This window comes from Pantoea sp. UBA4549 (assembly GCF_002387285.1).
In the GTDB taxonomy this organism is placed as follows: Bacteria; Pseudomonadota; Gammaproteobacteria; order Enterobacterales; family Enterobacteriaceae; genus Pantoea; species Pantoea borealis.
In genome coordinates this window covers 156,168-171,409 of record NZ_DGLH01000005.1, presented here as the reverse complement: position 1 = coordinate 171,409, position 15,242 = coordinate 156,168, and the positions used below count along the sequence as shown (strand labels likewise).

Here is a 15,242-nt window from a genome sequence, read left to right as displayed (position 1 = left end):
AATAGCGTAGTACCCAGATAAAATAACGCGCCTTACTGTTTAACACGGTTATGGGTTAACCCGTGCGTTTTGTGCAAAACAAAAGCAGCTGTTTTTCAGTACATTTTGCCAAAGCCCGGTCATTTCATCTGCAAATCCATCTAAGCCACTGAATCATATAAATTATAAAAATAAAGCCAGTTGAGCGTTGCCCTTTACTCAGTACAGGATTTTGCCCTCATTATCAGACAACAGCAGCTTTGCTAATATTATCAAAGTTAATGGAATAGCCTTTTAAGGAGGATGGGTAAAAATTTATTCATAACGTTTTCTATGCAATTAAGCGGCAGTGTTTTAATTAGCTTGCTATCAATCATTACGGTAACTTTAAAAATAGCCGTAAAAATAACTAATACAAAATAACACGCTGAAATGTTTTTCGGGGAATAGTCTGAATAACAAAAGAGGAGGCTAATAAAGCATTATACTCGTCAGGCGATCTGCAATTTTAACTTTTTTGAATGCCGGGTTTGTAGTGCTTAAAGTTTATGGCCGGAGTATAAAATGAAAATCATCATTAGCGGCAAGGGATATCCCGAAAAAAGAAATATTGTTACGGATGTTAAAAAAACGTATATCGATTTTCACTCCAGAAATATCTGGACGTATATCAACGCGTTCCGTGGGAAAATTCTTAAACGCAATAAATTGTTTATTTTTTCTGCTCCGCTATGGTCTGCAGGAAACGATAAAAAAGTCGTGCATCTTTTTAACGAGGTGGCCACCAGCCGGGGACGCTGGGTTTCAACATTTGAAACAGAGCTGCCGCGGGTATTACCCGTGCCGGGCGTCGCCAAAACCGCCAATCCACTGTTAAAAAAACTCATGCGCCATGTTGCAGCACCGGACTGTGCAGGCATTATTGCTATTTCAGAAGCAACGCGAAAAATTGAGCTGAAACTGCTGGATGCATTTCCCATCGAACGGGAAGCGATTGCCGACAAACTGCATGTGCTGCATCCACCGCAGCCGGTCCTCTATGAAGGCGGACGTGCCCCTGCGGCCGATAAAATGGTATTTACCTTTGTCGGCAACGAGTTCTATCGTAAGGGCGGGGCAGAAGTCGTGATGGCTTTTTCCGAACTGATGGATGAAGGCGTGATATCAGCCGATCAGATCAGCGTTAATCTGATCGGTGACATCAAAAAACAGCATAATATTGCGCATCATGAATGGCAGGATGATGCCGATTTCCATCATCAGATTGAAACCCTGATAGCAGAGCGTTCGGTGTTCACCCATCATACGGGATTACCGAATGATGCCGTGATGCAGCTGCTGCGCAATACGCATGTCGGATTGCTGCCAACCTGGCAGGATACCTACGGCTTTTCCGTACTGGAAATGCAGGCGTGCGGCTGTCCGGTAATTACCACTAACGTCAGAGCACTGCCGGAAATTAATCCGGCACAGAGCGGGTGGCTTATCAACTGCCCGCTTAACGACATGTTCGAACTTAATGTTGACACCCTGGCAGAGAAAATGGCGCTGCGCATATTAATCGTGTCGCAGCTCAAGGCGCATATTAAAGCGATTCTGGAAGACAGGATGCGCGTGGCCGATTATTCAGCAGCAGCCGTAAACAGGATCCGCCAGCATCACGATCCGGATAAATTTAACCGCGCGCTTTCGGCTATTTATGGTGCAAAAGATACGCGCAGTTCATTTGACCGCAGCGAGGCAGGCACGCTTAAACGCTCTTAATCTGCATCCAGCTTTTAACCTTTCTTTAATCTGACTCCTGCATTTCCTGCAGGAGTTTTTTTATTTCTGTTCCGGTCAGCCAGGTGATATGCGCAAAACAGCAATAGAACTAACAATATGATGTTTTACGTAATGGAATCATCGCCTGCAAACTAAACGCCATATTCATCAGGACAAGGACAGGGCGTATGTCTTACCAATTAAGCGTGCTCGATAAGTCGCCGGTTGCGGCAGGAGAAAATGCGACACAGGCACTGGCGCGCTCGCTCAAACTGGCGCAGCTGGCTGAGAAATGGGGCTATAAGCGCTTCTGGGTTGCTGAGCATCATAACAGCGAGCAGCTGGCCAGTCCGTCACCTGAATTGCTTATCGCCTGGATTGCCGCGCAGACGCGCACCATTCGCGTCGGCTCTGGCGGCGTTATGCTGCAGCACTACAGCCCTTATAAAGTTGCAGAAAATTTCAACCTGCTGGCATCGCTGGTACCGGATCGCATCGATCTCGGCGTCGGCAAAGCGCCCGGCGGGTTGCCGCTTTCAACGCGTGCGCTACAGCTGGGGGTAAAGCAGAGTGAAAAAGGCAGCTTTGCTGAACAGCTTGCACTGCTCGACAGCTGGCTGACCGCATCACCCTCTGCTGATGAAGAGACGCTGCGCGCCACGCCCCAGCCGCCGCGTTCCGCCAGCCGTTTTTTGCTGGGTGCCAGCGACGCGAGCGCAGAGCTGGCCGCAGAGATGGGCTGGCAGCTGGTTTTTGCTGCACACCATAACGGCGATCCGCTGCAGATGGCGCGCGTCCTGCAGCACTACCATGAACGCAGTCGCAGCGGTCGTGCGCTGGTCGCGGTTCAGGCTGTCGTTGCGGATTCGCCGGCAGAGGCTGAACTGCTTACCGATGCGCTGCGGCTTTATCACGTCAGCATTAAAAATGGCCCGGCGGTGACCGTTGCCAGTCTGGAGCAGGCTGAGCGTTATGTGCGTCAGGGTGAATACACAGATTACGTGATAGAACCGCGCACACCGTCACTGCTAAAAGGAACTGCTGCGCAGGTACATGCTCAGCTGGAGTCGATGCACCACCGTTATGGCATTGACGAATTTATTATCGATACGCCACTCGCCGATGAAGCTGCCCGGTTTAAATCACTGGAGCTGCTGGCCACTGCGCGTATGGCTACGGTTTAAGGAGAGCGTAATGATCCGCTCCGTTTTTCTTATCCGCTTCTCTTTCCGGCATTTGCGTGAGCGATGTTGCCCGGCACAGCGCTGATTCTGTCTGCATAACACCCTTTAACTTTTTTTCGCCCGGCATCCTTTGCGCTGCCGACGGCTCTGCTTTGTCAGGAGTTTATAATGAGTAAAAGAGAATTACGCCTCGGTACAATGCTGCACGGCGCGTCGGGTAATATGTCCGCGTGGCGTCATCCGGCTGCGCAGGCGGACGCCAGCATCAGTTTTGACTACGCCAGAAAAATTGCGCGCAAGGCGGAAGCGGGCAGGCTTGATTTTCTGTTTGTTGCTGACGGTCTTTATATTAATGAAAAATCGATCCCGCACTTTCTCAATCGCTTTGAACCGCTAACGCTGCTGTCAGCGCTGGCGGCCGTGACGAAGCATCTTGGTCTGGTTGGCACCGTCTCTACTTCTTATAGCGAGCCTTTCACCATTGCCCGGCAGTTTGCCAGCCTCGATCACCTCAGCGGCGGTCGTGCCGGCTGGAACGTGGTGACCTCTCCGCTGGAAGGATCGGCAAAAAATTTCTCACGGCAGCAGCATCCGGAACACGCGCTGCGTTACCGGATTGCGGATGAGTATCTGCAGGTGGTGAAAGGCCTGTGGGATTCCTGGGAAGAGGGGGCCTTTGTGCGCGACAAGCGCAGCGGTCAGTTTTTCGATCCGGCAAAGCTGCATACGCCCGATCACCGCGGCGATTTCTTTCAGGTGCAGGGGCCGCTGAATATTGAGCGTACGCCGCAGGGGCGGCCGGTAATTTTCCAGGCCGGCGCCTCGGGGGACGGGCGACGCCTCGCCGCACGCCATGCGGATGCGATCTTCACGCATCATGCAAATCTGGACGAGGCGCAGGCGTTTTACCGGGATGTTAAACAGCAGCTGGCTGATAACGGACGCGCTGCGGAAGACCTGCATATTTTTCAGGGCGTCAGCGTGATCGTTGGCGATGATGCCGCTGATGTTGAGCAGCAGTATCAGGCTACCGCGCAGCTGGTCTCAGTGCCGGATGCGCTTAATTATCTGGGGCGGTTCTTTGACCACCACGATTTCTCACGCTATCCGCTGGATAAACCTTTCCCCGAGCTGGGTGATATTGGCCAGAACAGCTTCCGCAGCACCACCGATGAAATAAAACGCAATGCACGCGCGCGTGGTCAGACGCTGCGCCAGGTTGCGCTGGAAGCGGCCACGCCGCGTCCGCTGTTTCACGGCACGCCAGAACAGGTTGCCGATGGCCTGCAGCACTGGTTTGAGCAGGAAGCCGCCGATGGTTTCATTATCCAGGGCGGTACGCCCGACACGTTTGAACGTTTTGTCGATCGGGTTATTCCGCTGTTGCAGGCGCGCGGGCTAAGCCGGCGCGACTATCCGGGCACCACGCTGCGCGCCAGTCTGGGGCTGCAGACCCCCGTTAATCAGTTCACATCATAAGAATGATCAGGATGCATACGATGCAGAGAAAATCATGGATAGCACTGCTGTTAGTGGGGCTGAGCAGCGCAGCCGTGGCAGAAAACGTAGCCGTCAACGGGCAGCAGGTCAGCGTGGAGGCGAATAAGACGCCCATTAATACCGCTAAAAATGCAGCTGCGATCGCGCAGATCCCGGCCGGACACCGGTTTGCTGTACCTGGCGCGTTTACCGTGGCGGTGGCCGCCCTTAATTCCCCTCCGCTTACCGTGTTCAGCGACGACAACAAAACGCTGCTGGGCAGCGAAGTGGATATAGCGCGTCTGGTGGCGGACAGCCTTGGCCTGAAGCTCAACGTCGTGCCGACCTCCTGGGAAGACTGGCCGCTCGGCGTGGCGTCCGGCAAATATGACGCGGCGATCACCAACGTAACCGTCACAAAAGCGCGCAAAGAGCGTTTTGATTTTGCCACCTACCGTAAAGACTCGCTTGGCTTTTATGTGAAAAAGAGCAGCCCGATTGTTTCGCTCAGCAAAGCGGAAGATATCGCCGGCCTGCGCATTATTGTCGGCTCCGGGACCAATCAGGAAGCGATCCTGCTGGCATGGGATCAGCAGAATCGCGCAAAAGGCCTGAAGCCGTTTATCCCGGTTTATACCAAAGATGACGCTGCGCAGACGCTCTCACTGCAGGCCGGACGCGCGGACGCTTACTTTGGCCCCAACGTTATCGGGGCCTGGAAAGCGGCGCTGAACGGGCAGACCAGGCTGGCGGGCAGCGTGGATGGCGGCTGGCCAAAAGCGGCACACATCGCGGTGACGGTGAAAAAAGAGAGCGGGCTGGTGCAGCCAGTCAATACGGCACTGAACGGCGTAATGCAAAACGGCGACTACGACAAGGTGCTGAATCGCTGGGGGGAAGGAATCGAGCGACTTGACCGCTCGGAAATCAATCCACCGGGCCTGGGTGACTAAGGGGACAATATGCATTTTTTTCGTGACGTTTCACCCGCAGCGGCAGAGCTGCAGCCGATTATCGCTGGTCTGTTTGGTGAATATGCTGCCCGCTACGGCGATTTTTTCAGCAGCCAGAATGAAGTGGAGCGGGATGAGTGGTTTTTACCTGCGCAGGGGGGCCTGTTCATTGTACTGGAGCGGGAGGGCGAAATTATCGCCATGGGCGCCTACAAGCGCTATGACGCACAGACGGCGGAGCTGAAGCGCATCTGGACGCGTGCCGATCTGCGCCGGCAGGGGCTGGCCTTGCTGATCCTGCAGGAGCTGGAGCGCCGTGCGCTGCGCGCCGGCTATCAGCGTGTTTACCTGACCACCGGTTTTCGTCAGCCCGAGGCGGTACGCCTGTATATCGGCCACGGATACCAGCCACAGTTTGCCCTGCTGGAAGATATGGAGGTTTATGGTCTGCCGCCGCACGATGGCCGCCTGCGCTTTCTGAAGATAATGGATGTCCACGCTGCGGCGCAGGCGAGCTGAGGAGAAAAAAATGAGCGAAACGCAAAAACTGACCGTGGTACCGGCACGTTATCCGGCGCGCAGCCTGGGCGCGGTGGCAGCGCTGTTTATTCTGGCGGCGGTGGTGGATTCCATCGCATTCAATCCGCGCTGGGAGTGGGGCGTATTTGTGCGCTGGTTTTTCGACCCGGTGATCCTGAACGGGCTGGGGCAGACGCTGCTGCTGACGCTGGCGGGCACCGTACTGAGCCTGATTTTCGGGGGTCTGCTGGCGCTGGCGCGGCTCTCCTCCTCATGGCTGCTGAGCACGCTGGCGTTTGGCTATATCTGGCTGTTCCGCTCGCTGCCGCTGATTGTGGTACTGATCATTCTCTATAACTTCTCCTATCTCTACGACACCTTATCGCTGGGTATCCCGTTTACGCCCTGGTCGTGGGGTCACTTTCAGACGATCAATGTGCTGGGCCAGTTTCCGGCGGCGGTGATTGGCCTGACGCTGGTGCAGAGCGCCTATAGTGCAGAGATTATCCGCGGCGGCTTTCTCGGTGTGGATCAGGGGCAGTTCGAGGCTGCATCAGCGCTGGGGCTCTCTTCTTCGCGCCGGACTTTTCGTATCATTCTGCCGCAGGCGCTGCGCGCGATCATTCCTACCACTTTTAATGAAATCATCAGCCTGGCCAAAGGCACGTCAATGGTTTACGTGCTGGCGATGCCCGAGCTGTTTTACACCATTCAGATGATCTACAACCGCACGCAACAGGTGATCCCGCTGCTGATGGTAGGCGCGGCCTGGTATCTGATTATCACCACGGTGCTGTCGCTGCTGCAGCACAGCGTTGAGCGCTCACTGGCGCGCAGCGTAACCCGCGAGGCGCCGCCATCGCGCTGGCGGCAGTGGCGTAACCGTTACTCAACCCCTGCTGTTATTGAGGAGCGCACTCATGTCCGAAGCCATTGATTACCGCCCGTCCTGTACTGCCGGGGCTGTCACAATCACCGGCGTCAGTAAGTCGTTTGGAAAACACAAAGCGCTGGATGCCGTGTCGCTGTCGCTGGCACCGGGATCCGTGACGGTTATTCTCGGGCCATCCGGCTCCGGCAAGTCCACGCTGCTGCGCACCATCAATCATCTGGAGCGGGTCGATGAGGGCTTTATTCAGATCGATGATGACTACATCGGCTATCAGCGTCGCGGCAATAAACTCTATGAGCTCAAAGAGCGGGCGATACTGCGTCAGCGGGTAAATGTCGGCTATGTTTTTCAGAACTTCAACCTTTTCCCGCACCTCACCGTGCTGGAGAATCTGACAGAAGCGCCGATCGCGCATCGACAGCTTTCGCGGCGCGCGGCCATTGAACGCGCCGGTGAGCTGCTGGACACGGTAGGGCTGCGGCATAAAGCCGACGCCTGGCCGCGCCATCTCTCGGGTGGCCAGCAGCAGCGTATCGCGATTGCGCGCGCGCTGATGCTCAATCCGCGCGTGATGCTGTTTGATGAGCCGACGTCGGCACTGGATCCGGAGCTGGTGGGTGAGGTGCTGGACGTCATTAAAAAGCTGGCGCGCTCCGGTACCACGCTGGTCATCGTGACGCATGAGATTGGCTTTGCACGTGAAGTAGCAGATAACGTGGTGTTTATGGTTGACGGACGCGTGGTTGAGCAGGGCAGCAGCGTGCAGGTGCTGAATCAGCCGCGTCACGAGCGCACCCGACGTTTTCTGGCGCGGGTGCTGTGATGACGCGGTTCATACTAACGCTGGTGGTATCCGGCCTGCTGTTTTCAGCCGCGCAGGGCGCGGCGCTGGATGCGGCTGATAATGAAACGGCGATTCATATTGCCGCCGATCCGCAGGCGATAGCCAGAATTCCGGCAAACTATGCGTTTGTTCATCCTGGCTTTCTGACGGTCGCAACCAGCGCCACTAACTCACCGCCCATTGGATTGTGGGCGTCAGATAACAAAACGCTGATTGGCAGCGATCCCGATCTGGCGCGACTGCTGGCTGAAAGCCTGGGCCTCAGGCTCAGACTGGTTCCTGCGTCGTGGGAGGAGTGGCCGCTGGGCATCAGCGCGGGACGTTATGATGTGGCCATGTTTAATATCGCCGTAACCGAAGAGCGTAAGCGCAAATTTGATTTTGCTACTTACCGGGCTGACAACCACGCCTTTGCCGTCCGGAAAGGGAGTGATATCACTGCGATTACCGGACGGCAGGATGTTGCAGGCCGGCGCATTATTGTAGGATCCGGCACTAACCAGGAGAAGATCCTGCTGGGCTGGGATGCGAAAAACCGCCAGGAGGGATTAGCACCGGTGCAGCCTGTTTATCTTAATGATGACGCCTCTGCCACGCTCGCGCTGTTGTCCGGACGCGCGGATGCCACCTTTGGCCCACAGGCGGTGGCAGCGTGGAAAGCGGCATCACGCGGGCAAACGGAGGTTGTTGGCCACGGTCCGTACCGGGCATGGGTAGCGGTCACCACCAAAAAGGGCAACGGGCTGGCTCCGGCGCTGCAGCAGGCGGTCAATCATGCCATTACCAGCGGGCAGTATCAGCAGGTGCTGACACGCTGGGGAGAGCAGGATGAAGCGGTAACGCAGTCGCAGATCAACCCGCCGGGCATTGTTTATCAGTAGGGACGGGTCGCACCGCGGCCCCGTTTCTCGCCCTGATATTTTTTCACCCAGCTTACCACCTCTGCCGCCGGCAGAGGCCGGGCAAAGTGATAGCCCTGAAAAAACTGGCATCCCCGGCTGCGCAGGTAGTGAAACATCTCTTCGCTTTCAACGCCTTCAGCCAGCACGTTTAATCCCATTTCGCGCGTCAGCTCAATCGTTTTATGTACCACAATAGCGGCTGATTCATTGTCAAAAATATGCATAATCAGGGACTTATCAATTTTGATATCGTCAATCGAAAAATCGCTAAGCGATTTCAGCGATGAGTAACCGACGCCAAAATCATCAATCGCCCATTTTACACCGAGATGGCTGAAATGCGCGATAACGTCGCCGATATGCTGCTGATCGTAGATAAACGTGCTTTCGGTGATCTCAAATTTAAGCCGCTGTGGCTGGATCCTGTAACGCGAGAGCAGCAGCAGGGTTTCCGCGGTGAAGTCGCGATGCATCAGCTGCAGTGGACTGATATTAACAGAAAACACCAGTTCGCCGGCGTGCCGGAGGCGCTCCCAGGCCGCGATGTGCTGCAGCGTGCGCTCCATGACCCAGTGACCAATCTCAATCATCAGGCCACTTTTTTCCGCTACCGGGATAAAAACGTCCGGTGAAATAAACCCTTTAACCGGATGTTTCCAGCGCAGCAGCGCTTCAAATCCGGTCAGGTGCTTACCGGCATCCACTTGCGGCTGAAAATAGAGCTCCAGCTGCTCCTGAGCGATGGCGGCGGAGAGTTCGCGTTTTATCAGGTCAGTTTCAGAGTAATCACCGCGAAAGGTCAGGGCGGTCAGCAGCAGAGAGAGCATGGGAACAATACAGTTAACGATGTAGAAACTGGCTTCCGCCGGCAGCGTAAAATGAAACGATCCCTGCTGCCAGGTCAGGCCGGTCAGGGTAAAAATGAGGTAACAGGCGAGGCAGATTAGCGGAAATATTTTGCTGAGATAGCGCGGCTGTTGCCGCAGGACGAGTGCTGAGCCAATGGTCAGCGCGATCAGATAATTGCAGGCCGAGGGTTTAACGGCAGGATGGTCATTGTCCAGCAGCAGCAGAGCTGTAATGATAAACAGCAGCGCATGCGTGACGATCGCCAGATGCCGCTGCAGTTTGCCGTGAAAGGCAACGGCGCAGATATAGAGGCCCAGCGCCACGCCCAGATAGTAGAGCGACGGTATTGCTGGCGAACGGCTATGGGCGTTAAGCAGCGCCATATAGATGCCTGAGGTAGTGCTGGCCACCCCCGCAATCAGCAGCGTAAAGCGCAGCTTCTTTTCTGCGCTCTCTCCCTTCAGGCTAAAGGGCAAATTACGTACGCGCGAATAGCCCGCAGTCAAAAACGCGATCATCACTCTGCTCTGTAATTGATTAGTTTTATTGTATTCAGGAACGCTATCTTAGCGCTAAGCGAGACGGCTGTCATAGCGCTTTTTCTGCGCGTTGATCTGCTCCGGAGATTTGACATTGGAGATGATATTTATGCGTGGCGGGGGGTTATCACGCAACTTTTCACGGAAGCGAACCGCTAACTGCCTGCGCTTAATTGCGCGCGCGGTTGTCCCTTCTCCCGGTCACGGAGTAGAATCATTCAGGGCACAGCTTGATGTGCTAAACATAACAACAGGCGAAAAACAGCCGGATCACCTTACTAATGCAGTTTAACCCTACTTAATATTACTGGTTGCAATGAAAATTCGTTTCTTATCGGCTAACGAGCTCAAACTCTCTGAAGTGCGTACCATCCTTGAACCGGTAGGGGTGGAAGTGGTGCCTATCGCCCGGCGAATTGAAGAGATTCAGACGGAAAATGAGGTTGAACTGGTACGCGATAAGCTGACCAAAGCGTTTTCCATTATCGGGCGGCCGCTGTTTGTCGAGCATACCGGCCTGTTTCTGGACGGGCTTAACGGTCTGCCAGCCGGACTGACGCGCATTTTCTGGAGCCGGCTCAATGCCGACCGCTTTACCAAACTGGTGCGCGGCCTTGATACCCCCTGCGTGACGGCAAAAACCATACTGGGGTATTGCGATGGCCGTAAGATGTATCAGTTTGAGGGACAGCTGCGTGGTCGCATTGCGCCAGAACCGGCCGGGCCGCAGGAGTTTCAGTGGGACTGCGTGTTTATCCCGGAAGGGCATACACAGACCTTTGCCGAAATGGGGGATTTAAAAAATGAGATCTCCAATCGACGGCTGGCACTGGATCGCTTTGCCGCGTTTCTCAAAACCGCGCGGGGGTATGTATGAAGCCGGAACTTAAACGCGCCTATGATGCCGGCAAACTGATCCTGTTTGCCGGCGCCGGCATCTCCCGCAATTTCGGTCTGCCGGAGTGGCATGAGTTAATTGCTCATCTGGCAAAAGAGCTGGGCTACGATCCTAAAATATTCAACACCTACGGCACGCATCTGTCACTGGCGGAATATTATAAACAGCGCAAAGGCTCACTGGGGCCGCTGCGCAGCTGGATGGATCGCGAGTGGCACCGCCCCGATATCGACGTGCGCAGCTCCGAAATTCATACCATGATCACCCAGGGTAATTTTTCGCGTATCTATACCACCAATTACGATCGCTGGCTGGAAATGGCTCATGAAGCCCACAACGTACCCTATAGCAAAGTGGCTAACGCTGCCGATCTCGTCTCACTGACCGAAGATAAGCGCCATATCATTAAACTTCACGGTGATTTTGACGACGATACGTCGATTGTGCTGGATGAGAGCAGCTACTTTGAGCGCCTCTATTTTGATTCTCCGCTGGATATCAAACTGACGCACGACGTGATGGGCAACTCTGTGCTGTTTGTTGGCTACAGCATCAGCGATTTTAATATCCGTCTGCTGTTCTACCGGCTGACGAAAATGTGGGGAAGAACCGGTCTCGCTACCGCCCGGCCTAAATCGTATCTTTTTACCAATCGCAATAATCCGGTGGCCAAAGAGGTGCTGGGCCAGTGGGGAATTGAGATGATTGTGTCAGAAGAGGATGATCCGCGAAAAGCGCTGGCAGCCTTTCTGGAGGAATTACTTGCCTGAACCACAGGCAGGCTTGCTCATCGCTGCATAACAGAATATACTGTATATAAATACAGTTAATGAGGTGCATCATGGCAGTCGAAACCAAATACGTTGTAGTCAGAAAAGGTGAAGAGAAGATGACGTTTGCCAGTAAAAAAGATGCCGATGCCTGGGATAAAATGCTCGATATGGCAGATGCCTTTACCGACTGGCTGCAGCAGATCAAGCCAGAGCTGGCGGATGCAGAAGCGGAAACCTGGGGCATGCTGCTGGCAGAGCAAAAAGACGCGGTGCAGCATATTCTGCGTACCAGCAAACTGCCTGACGCAGCTGCAGACAAAGATGCTAAACCTGACGTGAAAGAGGCGGAATCTGCCCCTGAAAAAAAAGTGCGCGCGGTTAAAGCGGCCTGATTGTTGTGATGCACCCCGGCGCCGTCTTTGTGACGGCGTTTTGCTGTCGGGGATTAAGCTTTGATTTGATAGCGCGTGCTGCGACCACCGCCCGGGAGTTTTCCAGACAGCTTTTTGCCACCCGCCCTGTTCAATACCAGGTTGCCGTCGCTTGACTCGCCTTTAACACTTTCTGATTAAGCATGAAAAAGCCCGGCATACGGGCCGTTTATCAATGTGAAAAGAGTGAGAAGGTGCCTGAGTAGTAGCTTACCATCCAGACAATATAAACCAGCCACACCAGTAAAAGTCCGGTTAACCCCATTTTACCTGTCATTGTATGCTCCTGTGTTCGTAAGGGCGGAAAGCCTGCAGGAGATACGTTGACAGCAGTTGTACGCCGGGATCTTGCGCCAGATCAACCCGTCAGTGAAATAGGTGATTAATTTCGCAGGGGCGGCATTCATGCCGCCCAGGCCGCGCCACGCACCGAGCCCTGTAGGGGCGGCATTCATGCCGCCCTGGCCGCGTCACGCACCGAAACCTGTAGGGGCGGCATTCATGCCGCCCTGGCCGCGGCACGCACCGAACCCTGTAGGGGCGGCATTCATGCCGCCCTGGCTGCGGCACGCACCGAACCCTGTAGGGGCGGCATTTATGCCGCCCTGGTTACGTCACGCACCAAAACCAGGGTCGCATGAATGCGACCCCTACGGGTATTAATCTGCACGGGCGGCACGCACCGAATCCTGTAGGGGCGGCATTTATGCCGCCCTGGTTACGTCACGCACCGAACCCAGGGTCGCATGAATGCGACCCCTACGGGCAATATCTGCAGGTGCGTCACACACCGAACCCTGTAGGGGCGGCATTCATGCCGCCCTGGCCGCGGCACGCACCGAACCCAGGGTCGCATTAATGCGACCCCTACGGGTATTAATCTGCACGGGCGGCACGCACCGAACCCTGTAGGGGCGGCACGCACCGAACCCAGGGTCGCATTAATGCGACCCCTGCGGGCATTAGTCTGCAGGTGCGCCACGCACCGAACCCTGTAGGGGCGGCATTCATGCCGCCCTGGCCGCGGCACGCACCGAAACCTGGGTCGCATTAATGCGACCCCTACGAATAATAATCTGCAGGGGCGGCATTTATGCCGCCCTGGTCACATTGTGCGTTACTGGTCTCTGAATGTTTTTTAATCTTATCGGGTATGCCATCAAGTTCAGCACGATCGGGCCGATAGAGTGATAAAGGATCGCTGGTGGCCCAGGACGTGGCGCAACTATTGCACTGCTTTGCTAACCCCAGGAGCGCCATCATGGCCACACACGCACGTATAACGAAAAAAATGCGTACCCGTACTCAAATGCTGCTGACGGGCGCCGTCACCATTACCTGTGGCTTTGCCATCACCATTGGCGTGCTCAGCTGGCAATCCAGCAGAGAACAGAAGTCGCTGGCTGAAAACTACCTGCAGCAGATTGCGCAGAGTCAGGCGTTGCAGATTCAGCAGGAGCTGAGCTATGCGCGCGATGTTGCGCACAACCTCGGACATAGCCTGATTGCGCTGCCGGCGGCAGGCATCAGCGACCGGAAAGTGGCGGACCAGCTTCTTATCTCCGCGCTGCGTGATAATCCTGACTACCTCTCTGTTTCAGTCATATTTGAACAAAATGCGTTTGATGGCCGCGATGCGGAGTTTGCCAGCCAGCCTGGTGCGGCGCCTCAGGGGCGCTATGCCTACTTTGTCGATCGCGACGGCAGCGGCAGCTTCAGGCTGCATCCTCTGGCCTCCATGCTGACGCCGGGCCAGGGCGATTACTATCTGCTGCCGCAGAAAAGCCGTAAGGATACGCTGATTGAACCCTACAGCTACGCCTACAATGGCGTACCTGTGTTGCTCACATCTGTGGCCACTCCCATCATCAGCCAGGGCAAACTCTGGGGCGTAGTGACCTCTGATATCTCACTGGCGGCGCTGCAGGCGCGCGTTAATAAGATCAGGCCCTGGGAGGGCAGTGGCTATGCGATGCTGCTCTCCAGCGGAGGCAAGGTAGTCTCCTATCCTGACCAGACACAGACCGCGAAACGCTGGCAGGGAGAGACGCACGCGTTCAGCCGGGCCGTTACTGAACAGTATGACGCCATACTGGGTGAAGCAGCGCTGATAACCTGGCAGCCCGTTACTATCGGCAGCAGTGACCAGCACTGGTACCTGGGTATCGTTGCTCCGGTGAGCAAAGTCATGGCGGCGGCACATCGTCAGCTGATACACGCGCTGATTCTGATGCTTATCAGCATCGTTACCGTAAGCGTGCTGCTGGGATGGGTATTTAGCCGCAAAGTCCTTAAGCCGGTTGGCGGCGAGCCGTCAGAAGCCACGGCTATTGCGCTGGCGGTTGCCGGAGGCAGGCTTAATAATACTATTCCGCTGGCATCGCAGGATAGCAGCAGCCTGTTCTATGCGCTGCATACGATGCAGACACAGCTGCGGGATATGGCGGGCCAGATTCAGGATGCCAGCGCATCAGTGCGACAAGGCGCAGGTGAAATCGCCAGCGGCAACCTCGATCTCGCGTCGCGTACAGAAGAGCAGGCGGCTGCGCTGGAGCAGACCGCGGCCAGTATGGAGCAGATCACCGCCACAGTGAAACACAACGCAGCGAACGCGCATCAGGCAACCACGCTGACAGAAAACGCCACGCATATTGCCAGCCGCGGTGAAACGCTGGTGGGTGAAGTTGTGCAGACGATGGCGCAGATAGATAACAGCGCGAAAAAGATTGGCGACATCACTGCCATTATCAACAGCATTGCGTTTCAGACGAATATTCTGGCACTGAACGCGGCGGTGGAAGCCGCCCGCGCAGGTGAGCAAGGACGCGGTTTTGCCGTAGTAGCCTCTGAAGTGCGTAACCTGGCACAGCGCAGCGCCGGCGCGGTAAAAGAGATTGCCGCGTTAATCGAGGAGTCCGGGCAGCATGTCAGCAGCGGCGTCGGACTGGTGCAGCGGGCGGGTAAAACCATGACCGAAATGACGCAGGCGGTCAACTCAGTGCGCAGTATCATTGATGAGATTGTTATCGCCTCTGATGAACAGGCACGCGGCATCAGCCAGGTCACCATTGCGGTGAATGAGATGGATGGCGCGACGCAGCAAAACGCGGCGCTGGTTCAGCAGATGTCGGCGGCAGCAAGTTCCCTTGAGGATCAGGCGGCGCAGCTCGCGCATACGGCCGCACGCTTTACATTAAGCTAGCTGACGCGCCCGGCAGCGTGCCGGGCGCGCGAAA

The 15,242-nt window shown here is 55.5% G+C and carries 14 protein-coding genes; 12 read left to right on the top strand and 2 right to left on the bottom strand.

Features of this window, described 5'->3' with window-relative positions; translation table 11 throughout:
* The first annotated feature begins 543 nt into the window (after nt 1-543).
* From B3041_RS01975 to B3041_RS01940, 8 genes are all read left to right on the top strand, one after another.
* A complete protein-coding gene (locus tag B3041_RS01975; protein ID WP_292968792.1) occupies nt 544-1,743 on the top strand; it encodes a glycosyltransferase in 1,200 nt (399 codons plus the stop codon).
* 188 nt (nt 1,744-1,931) lie between these two features.
* Nucleotides 1,932-2,927, top strand: coding sequence for an MsnO8 family LLM class oxidoreductase (locus tag B3041_RS01970; protein WP_292968790.1), 996 nt, complete (start codon nt 1,932-1,934; stop codon nt 2,925-2,927).
* Nucleotides 2,928-3,095: 168 nt separating this feature from the next.
* The gene (locus B3041_RS01965; protein WP_292968788.1) at nt 3,096-4,406 is read left to right on the top strand and encodes an LLM class flavin-dependent oxidoreductase; all 1,311 of its coding nucleotides are present in this window, start codon (nt 3,096-3,098) and stop codon (nt 4,404-4,406) included.
* Between the two features lie 20 nt (nt 4,407-4,426).
* On the top strand, nt 4,427-5,359 hold the full coding sequence (locus B3041_RS01960) for an ABC transporter substrate-binding protein (protein WP_065647342.1): 933 nt from the start codon (nt 4,427-4,429) through the stop codon (nt 5,357-5,359).
* A gap of 9 nt (nt 5,360-5,368) precedes the next feature.
* A complete protein-coding gene (locus tag B3041_RS01955; RefSeq protein WP_292968787.1) occupies nt 5,369-5,878 on the top strand; it encodes a GNAT family N-acetyltransferase in 510 nt (169 codons plus the stop codon).
* A 10-nt stretch (nt 5,879-5,888) separates the two neighbouring features.
* Entirely contained in the window at nt 5,889-6,815 is a 927-nt protein-coding gene (locus B3041_RS01950) for an amino acid ABC transporter permease (protein ID WP_292968785.1), read from the top strand.
* Nucleotides 6,799-7,593 carry an amino acid ABC transporter ATP-binding protein gene (locus B3041_RS01945; RefSeq protein ID WP_292968783.1) on the top strand — a complete coding sequence of 265 codons (795 nt, stop codon included), beginning with the start codon at nt 6,799-6,801 and terminating at the stop codon, nt 7,591-7,593. Before B3041_RS01950 ends, B3041_RS01945 begins: the two co-directional genes overlap by 17 nt.
* Nucleotides 7,593-8,495, top strand: coding sequence for an ABC transporter substrate-binding protein (locus B3041_RS01940; protein WP_292968781.1), 903 nt, complete (start codon nt 7,593-7,595; stop codon nt 8,493-8,495). The genes B3041_RS01945 and B3041_RS01940 overlap by 1 nt, the downstream gene beginning before the upstream one ends.
* Here the strand turns inward: B3041_RS01940 and B3041_RS01935 are convergent.
* Nucleotides 8,489-9,883, bottom strand: coding sequence for an EAL domain-containing protein (locus B3041_RS01935; protein WP_292968779.1), 1,395 nt, complete (start codon nt 9,881-9,883; stop codon nt 8,489-8,491). The two genes, B3041_RS01940 and B3041_RS01935, sit on opposite strands and share 7 nt — an antisense overlap.
* A 337-nt stretch (nt 9,884-10,220) precedes the next feature.
* Here B3041_RS01935 and B3041_RS01930 point away from each other — a divergent pair, with 337 nt between their 5' ends.
* From B3041_RS01930 to B3041_RS01920, 3 genes are all read left to right on the top strand, one after another.
* Nucleotides 10,221-10,781 (top strand): non-canonical purine NTP pyrophosphatase, encoded by a 561-nt coding sequence (locus B3041_RS01930; RefSeq protein ID WP_065647348.1) that lies wholly within the window; start codon nt 10,221-10,223, stop codon nt 10,779-10,781.
* On the top strand, nt 10,778-11,572 hold the full coding sequence (locus B3041_RS01925; protein ID WP_065647349.1) for an SIR2 family protein: 795 nt from the start codon (nt 10,778-10,780) through the stop codon (nt 11,570-11,572). Before B3041_RS01930 ends, B3041_RS01925 begins: the two co-directional genes overlap by 4 nt.
* A gap of 71 nt (nt 11,573-11,643) precedes the next feature.
* The gene (locus B3041_RS01920; protein WP_065647350.1) at nt 11,644-11,967 is read left to right on the top strand and encodes a YebG family protein; all 324 of its coding nucleotides are present in this window, start codon (nt 11,644-11,646) and stop codon (nt 11,965-11,967) included.
* A 509-nt stretch (nt 11,968-12,476) separates the two neighbouring features.
* Here the strand turns inward: B3041_RS01920 and B3041_RS16880 are convergent.
* A complete protein-coding gene (locus B3041_RS16880; RefSeq protein WP_414692351.1) occupies nt 12,477-12,605 on the bottom strand; it encodes a hypothetical protein in 129 nt (42 codons plus the stop codon).
* Between the two features lie 662 nt (nt 12,606-13,267).
* Between B3041_RS16880 and B3041_RS01915 the strand changes: the two genes are divergently transcribed.
* Nucleotides 13,268-15,208, top strand: coding sequence for a methyl-accepting chemotaxis protein (locus B3041_RS01915; protein WP_292968775.1), 1,941 nt, complete (start codon nt 13,268-13,270; stop codon nt 15,206-15,208).
* The last annotated feature ends 34 nt before the right edge of the window (nt 15,209-15,242 follow it).

What these genes read in the sequence shown, in the direction of transcription:
- B3041_RS01960 (WP_065647342.1), top strand. Translation starts at nt 4,427, where the DNA reads ATGCAGAGAAAATCATGGATAGCACTGCTGTTAGTGGGGCTGAGCAGC.
- B3041_RS01975 (WP_292968792.1), top strand. Translation starts at nt 544, where the DNA reads ATGAAAATCATCATTAGCGGCAAGGGATATCCCGAAAAAAGAAATATT.
- B3041_RS01930 (WP_065647348.1), top strand. Translation starts at nt 10,221, where the DNA reads ATGAAAATTCGTTTCTTATCGGCTAACGAGCTCAAACTCTCTGAAGTG.
- B3041_RS01970 (WP_292968790.1), top strand. Translation starts at nt 1,932, where the DNA reads ATGTCTTACCAATTAAGCGTGCTCGATAAGTCGCCGGTTGCGGCAGGA.
- B3041_RS01925 (WP_065647349.1), top strand. Translation starts at nt 10,778, where the DNA reads ATGAAGCCGGAACTTAAACGCGCCTATGATGCCGGCAAACTGATCCTG.
- B3041_RS01915 (WP_292968775.1), top strand. Translation starts at nt 13,268, where the DNA reads ATGGCCACACACGCACGTATAACGAAAAAAATGCGTACCCGTACTCAA.
- B3041_RS01950 (WP_292968785.1), top strand. Translation starts at nt 5,889, where the DNA reads ATGAGCGAAACGCAAAAACTGACCGTGGTACCGGCACGTTATCCGGCG.
- B3041_RS01955 (WP_292968787.1), top strand. Translation starts at nt 5,369, where the DNA reads ATGCATTTTTTTCGTGACGTTTCACCCGCAGCGGCAGAGCTGCAGCCG.
- B3041_RS01945 (WP_292968783.1), top strand. Translation starts at nt 6,799, where the DNA reads ATGTCCGAAGCCATTGATTACCGCCCGTCCTGTACTGCCGGGGCTGTC.
- B3041_RS01935 (WP_292968779.1), bottom strand. Translation starts at nt 9,883, where the DNA reads ATGATCGCGTTTTTGACTGCGGGCTATTCGCGCGTACGTAATTTGCCC.
- B3041_RS01940 (WP_292968781.1), top strand. Translation starts at nt 7,593, where the DNA reads ATGACGCGGTTCATACTAACGCTGGTGGTATCCGGCCTGCTGTTTTCA.
- B3041_RS01920 (WP_065647350.1), top strand. Translation starts at nt 11,644, where the DNA reads ATGGCAGTCGAAACCAAATACGTTGTAGTCAGAAAAGGTGAAGAGAAG.
- B3041_RS01965 (WP_292968788.1), top strand. Translation starts at nt 3,096, where the DNA reads ATGAGTAAAAGAGAATTACGCCTCGGTACAATGCTGCACGGCGCGTCG.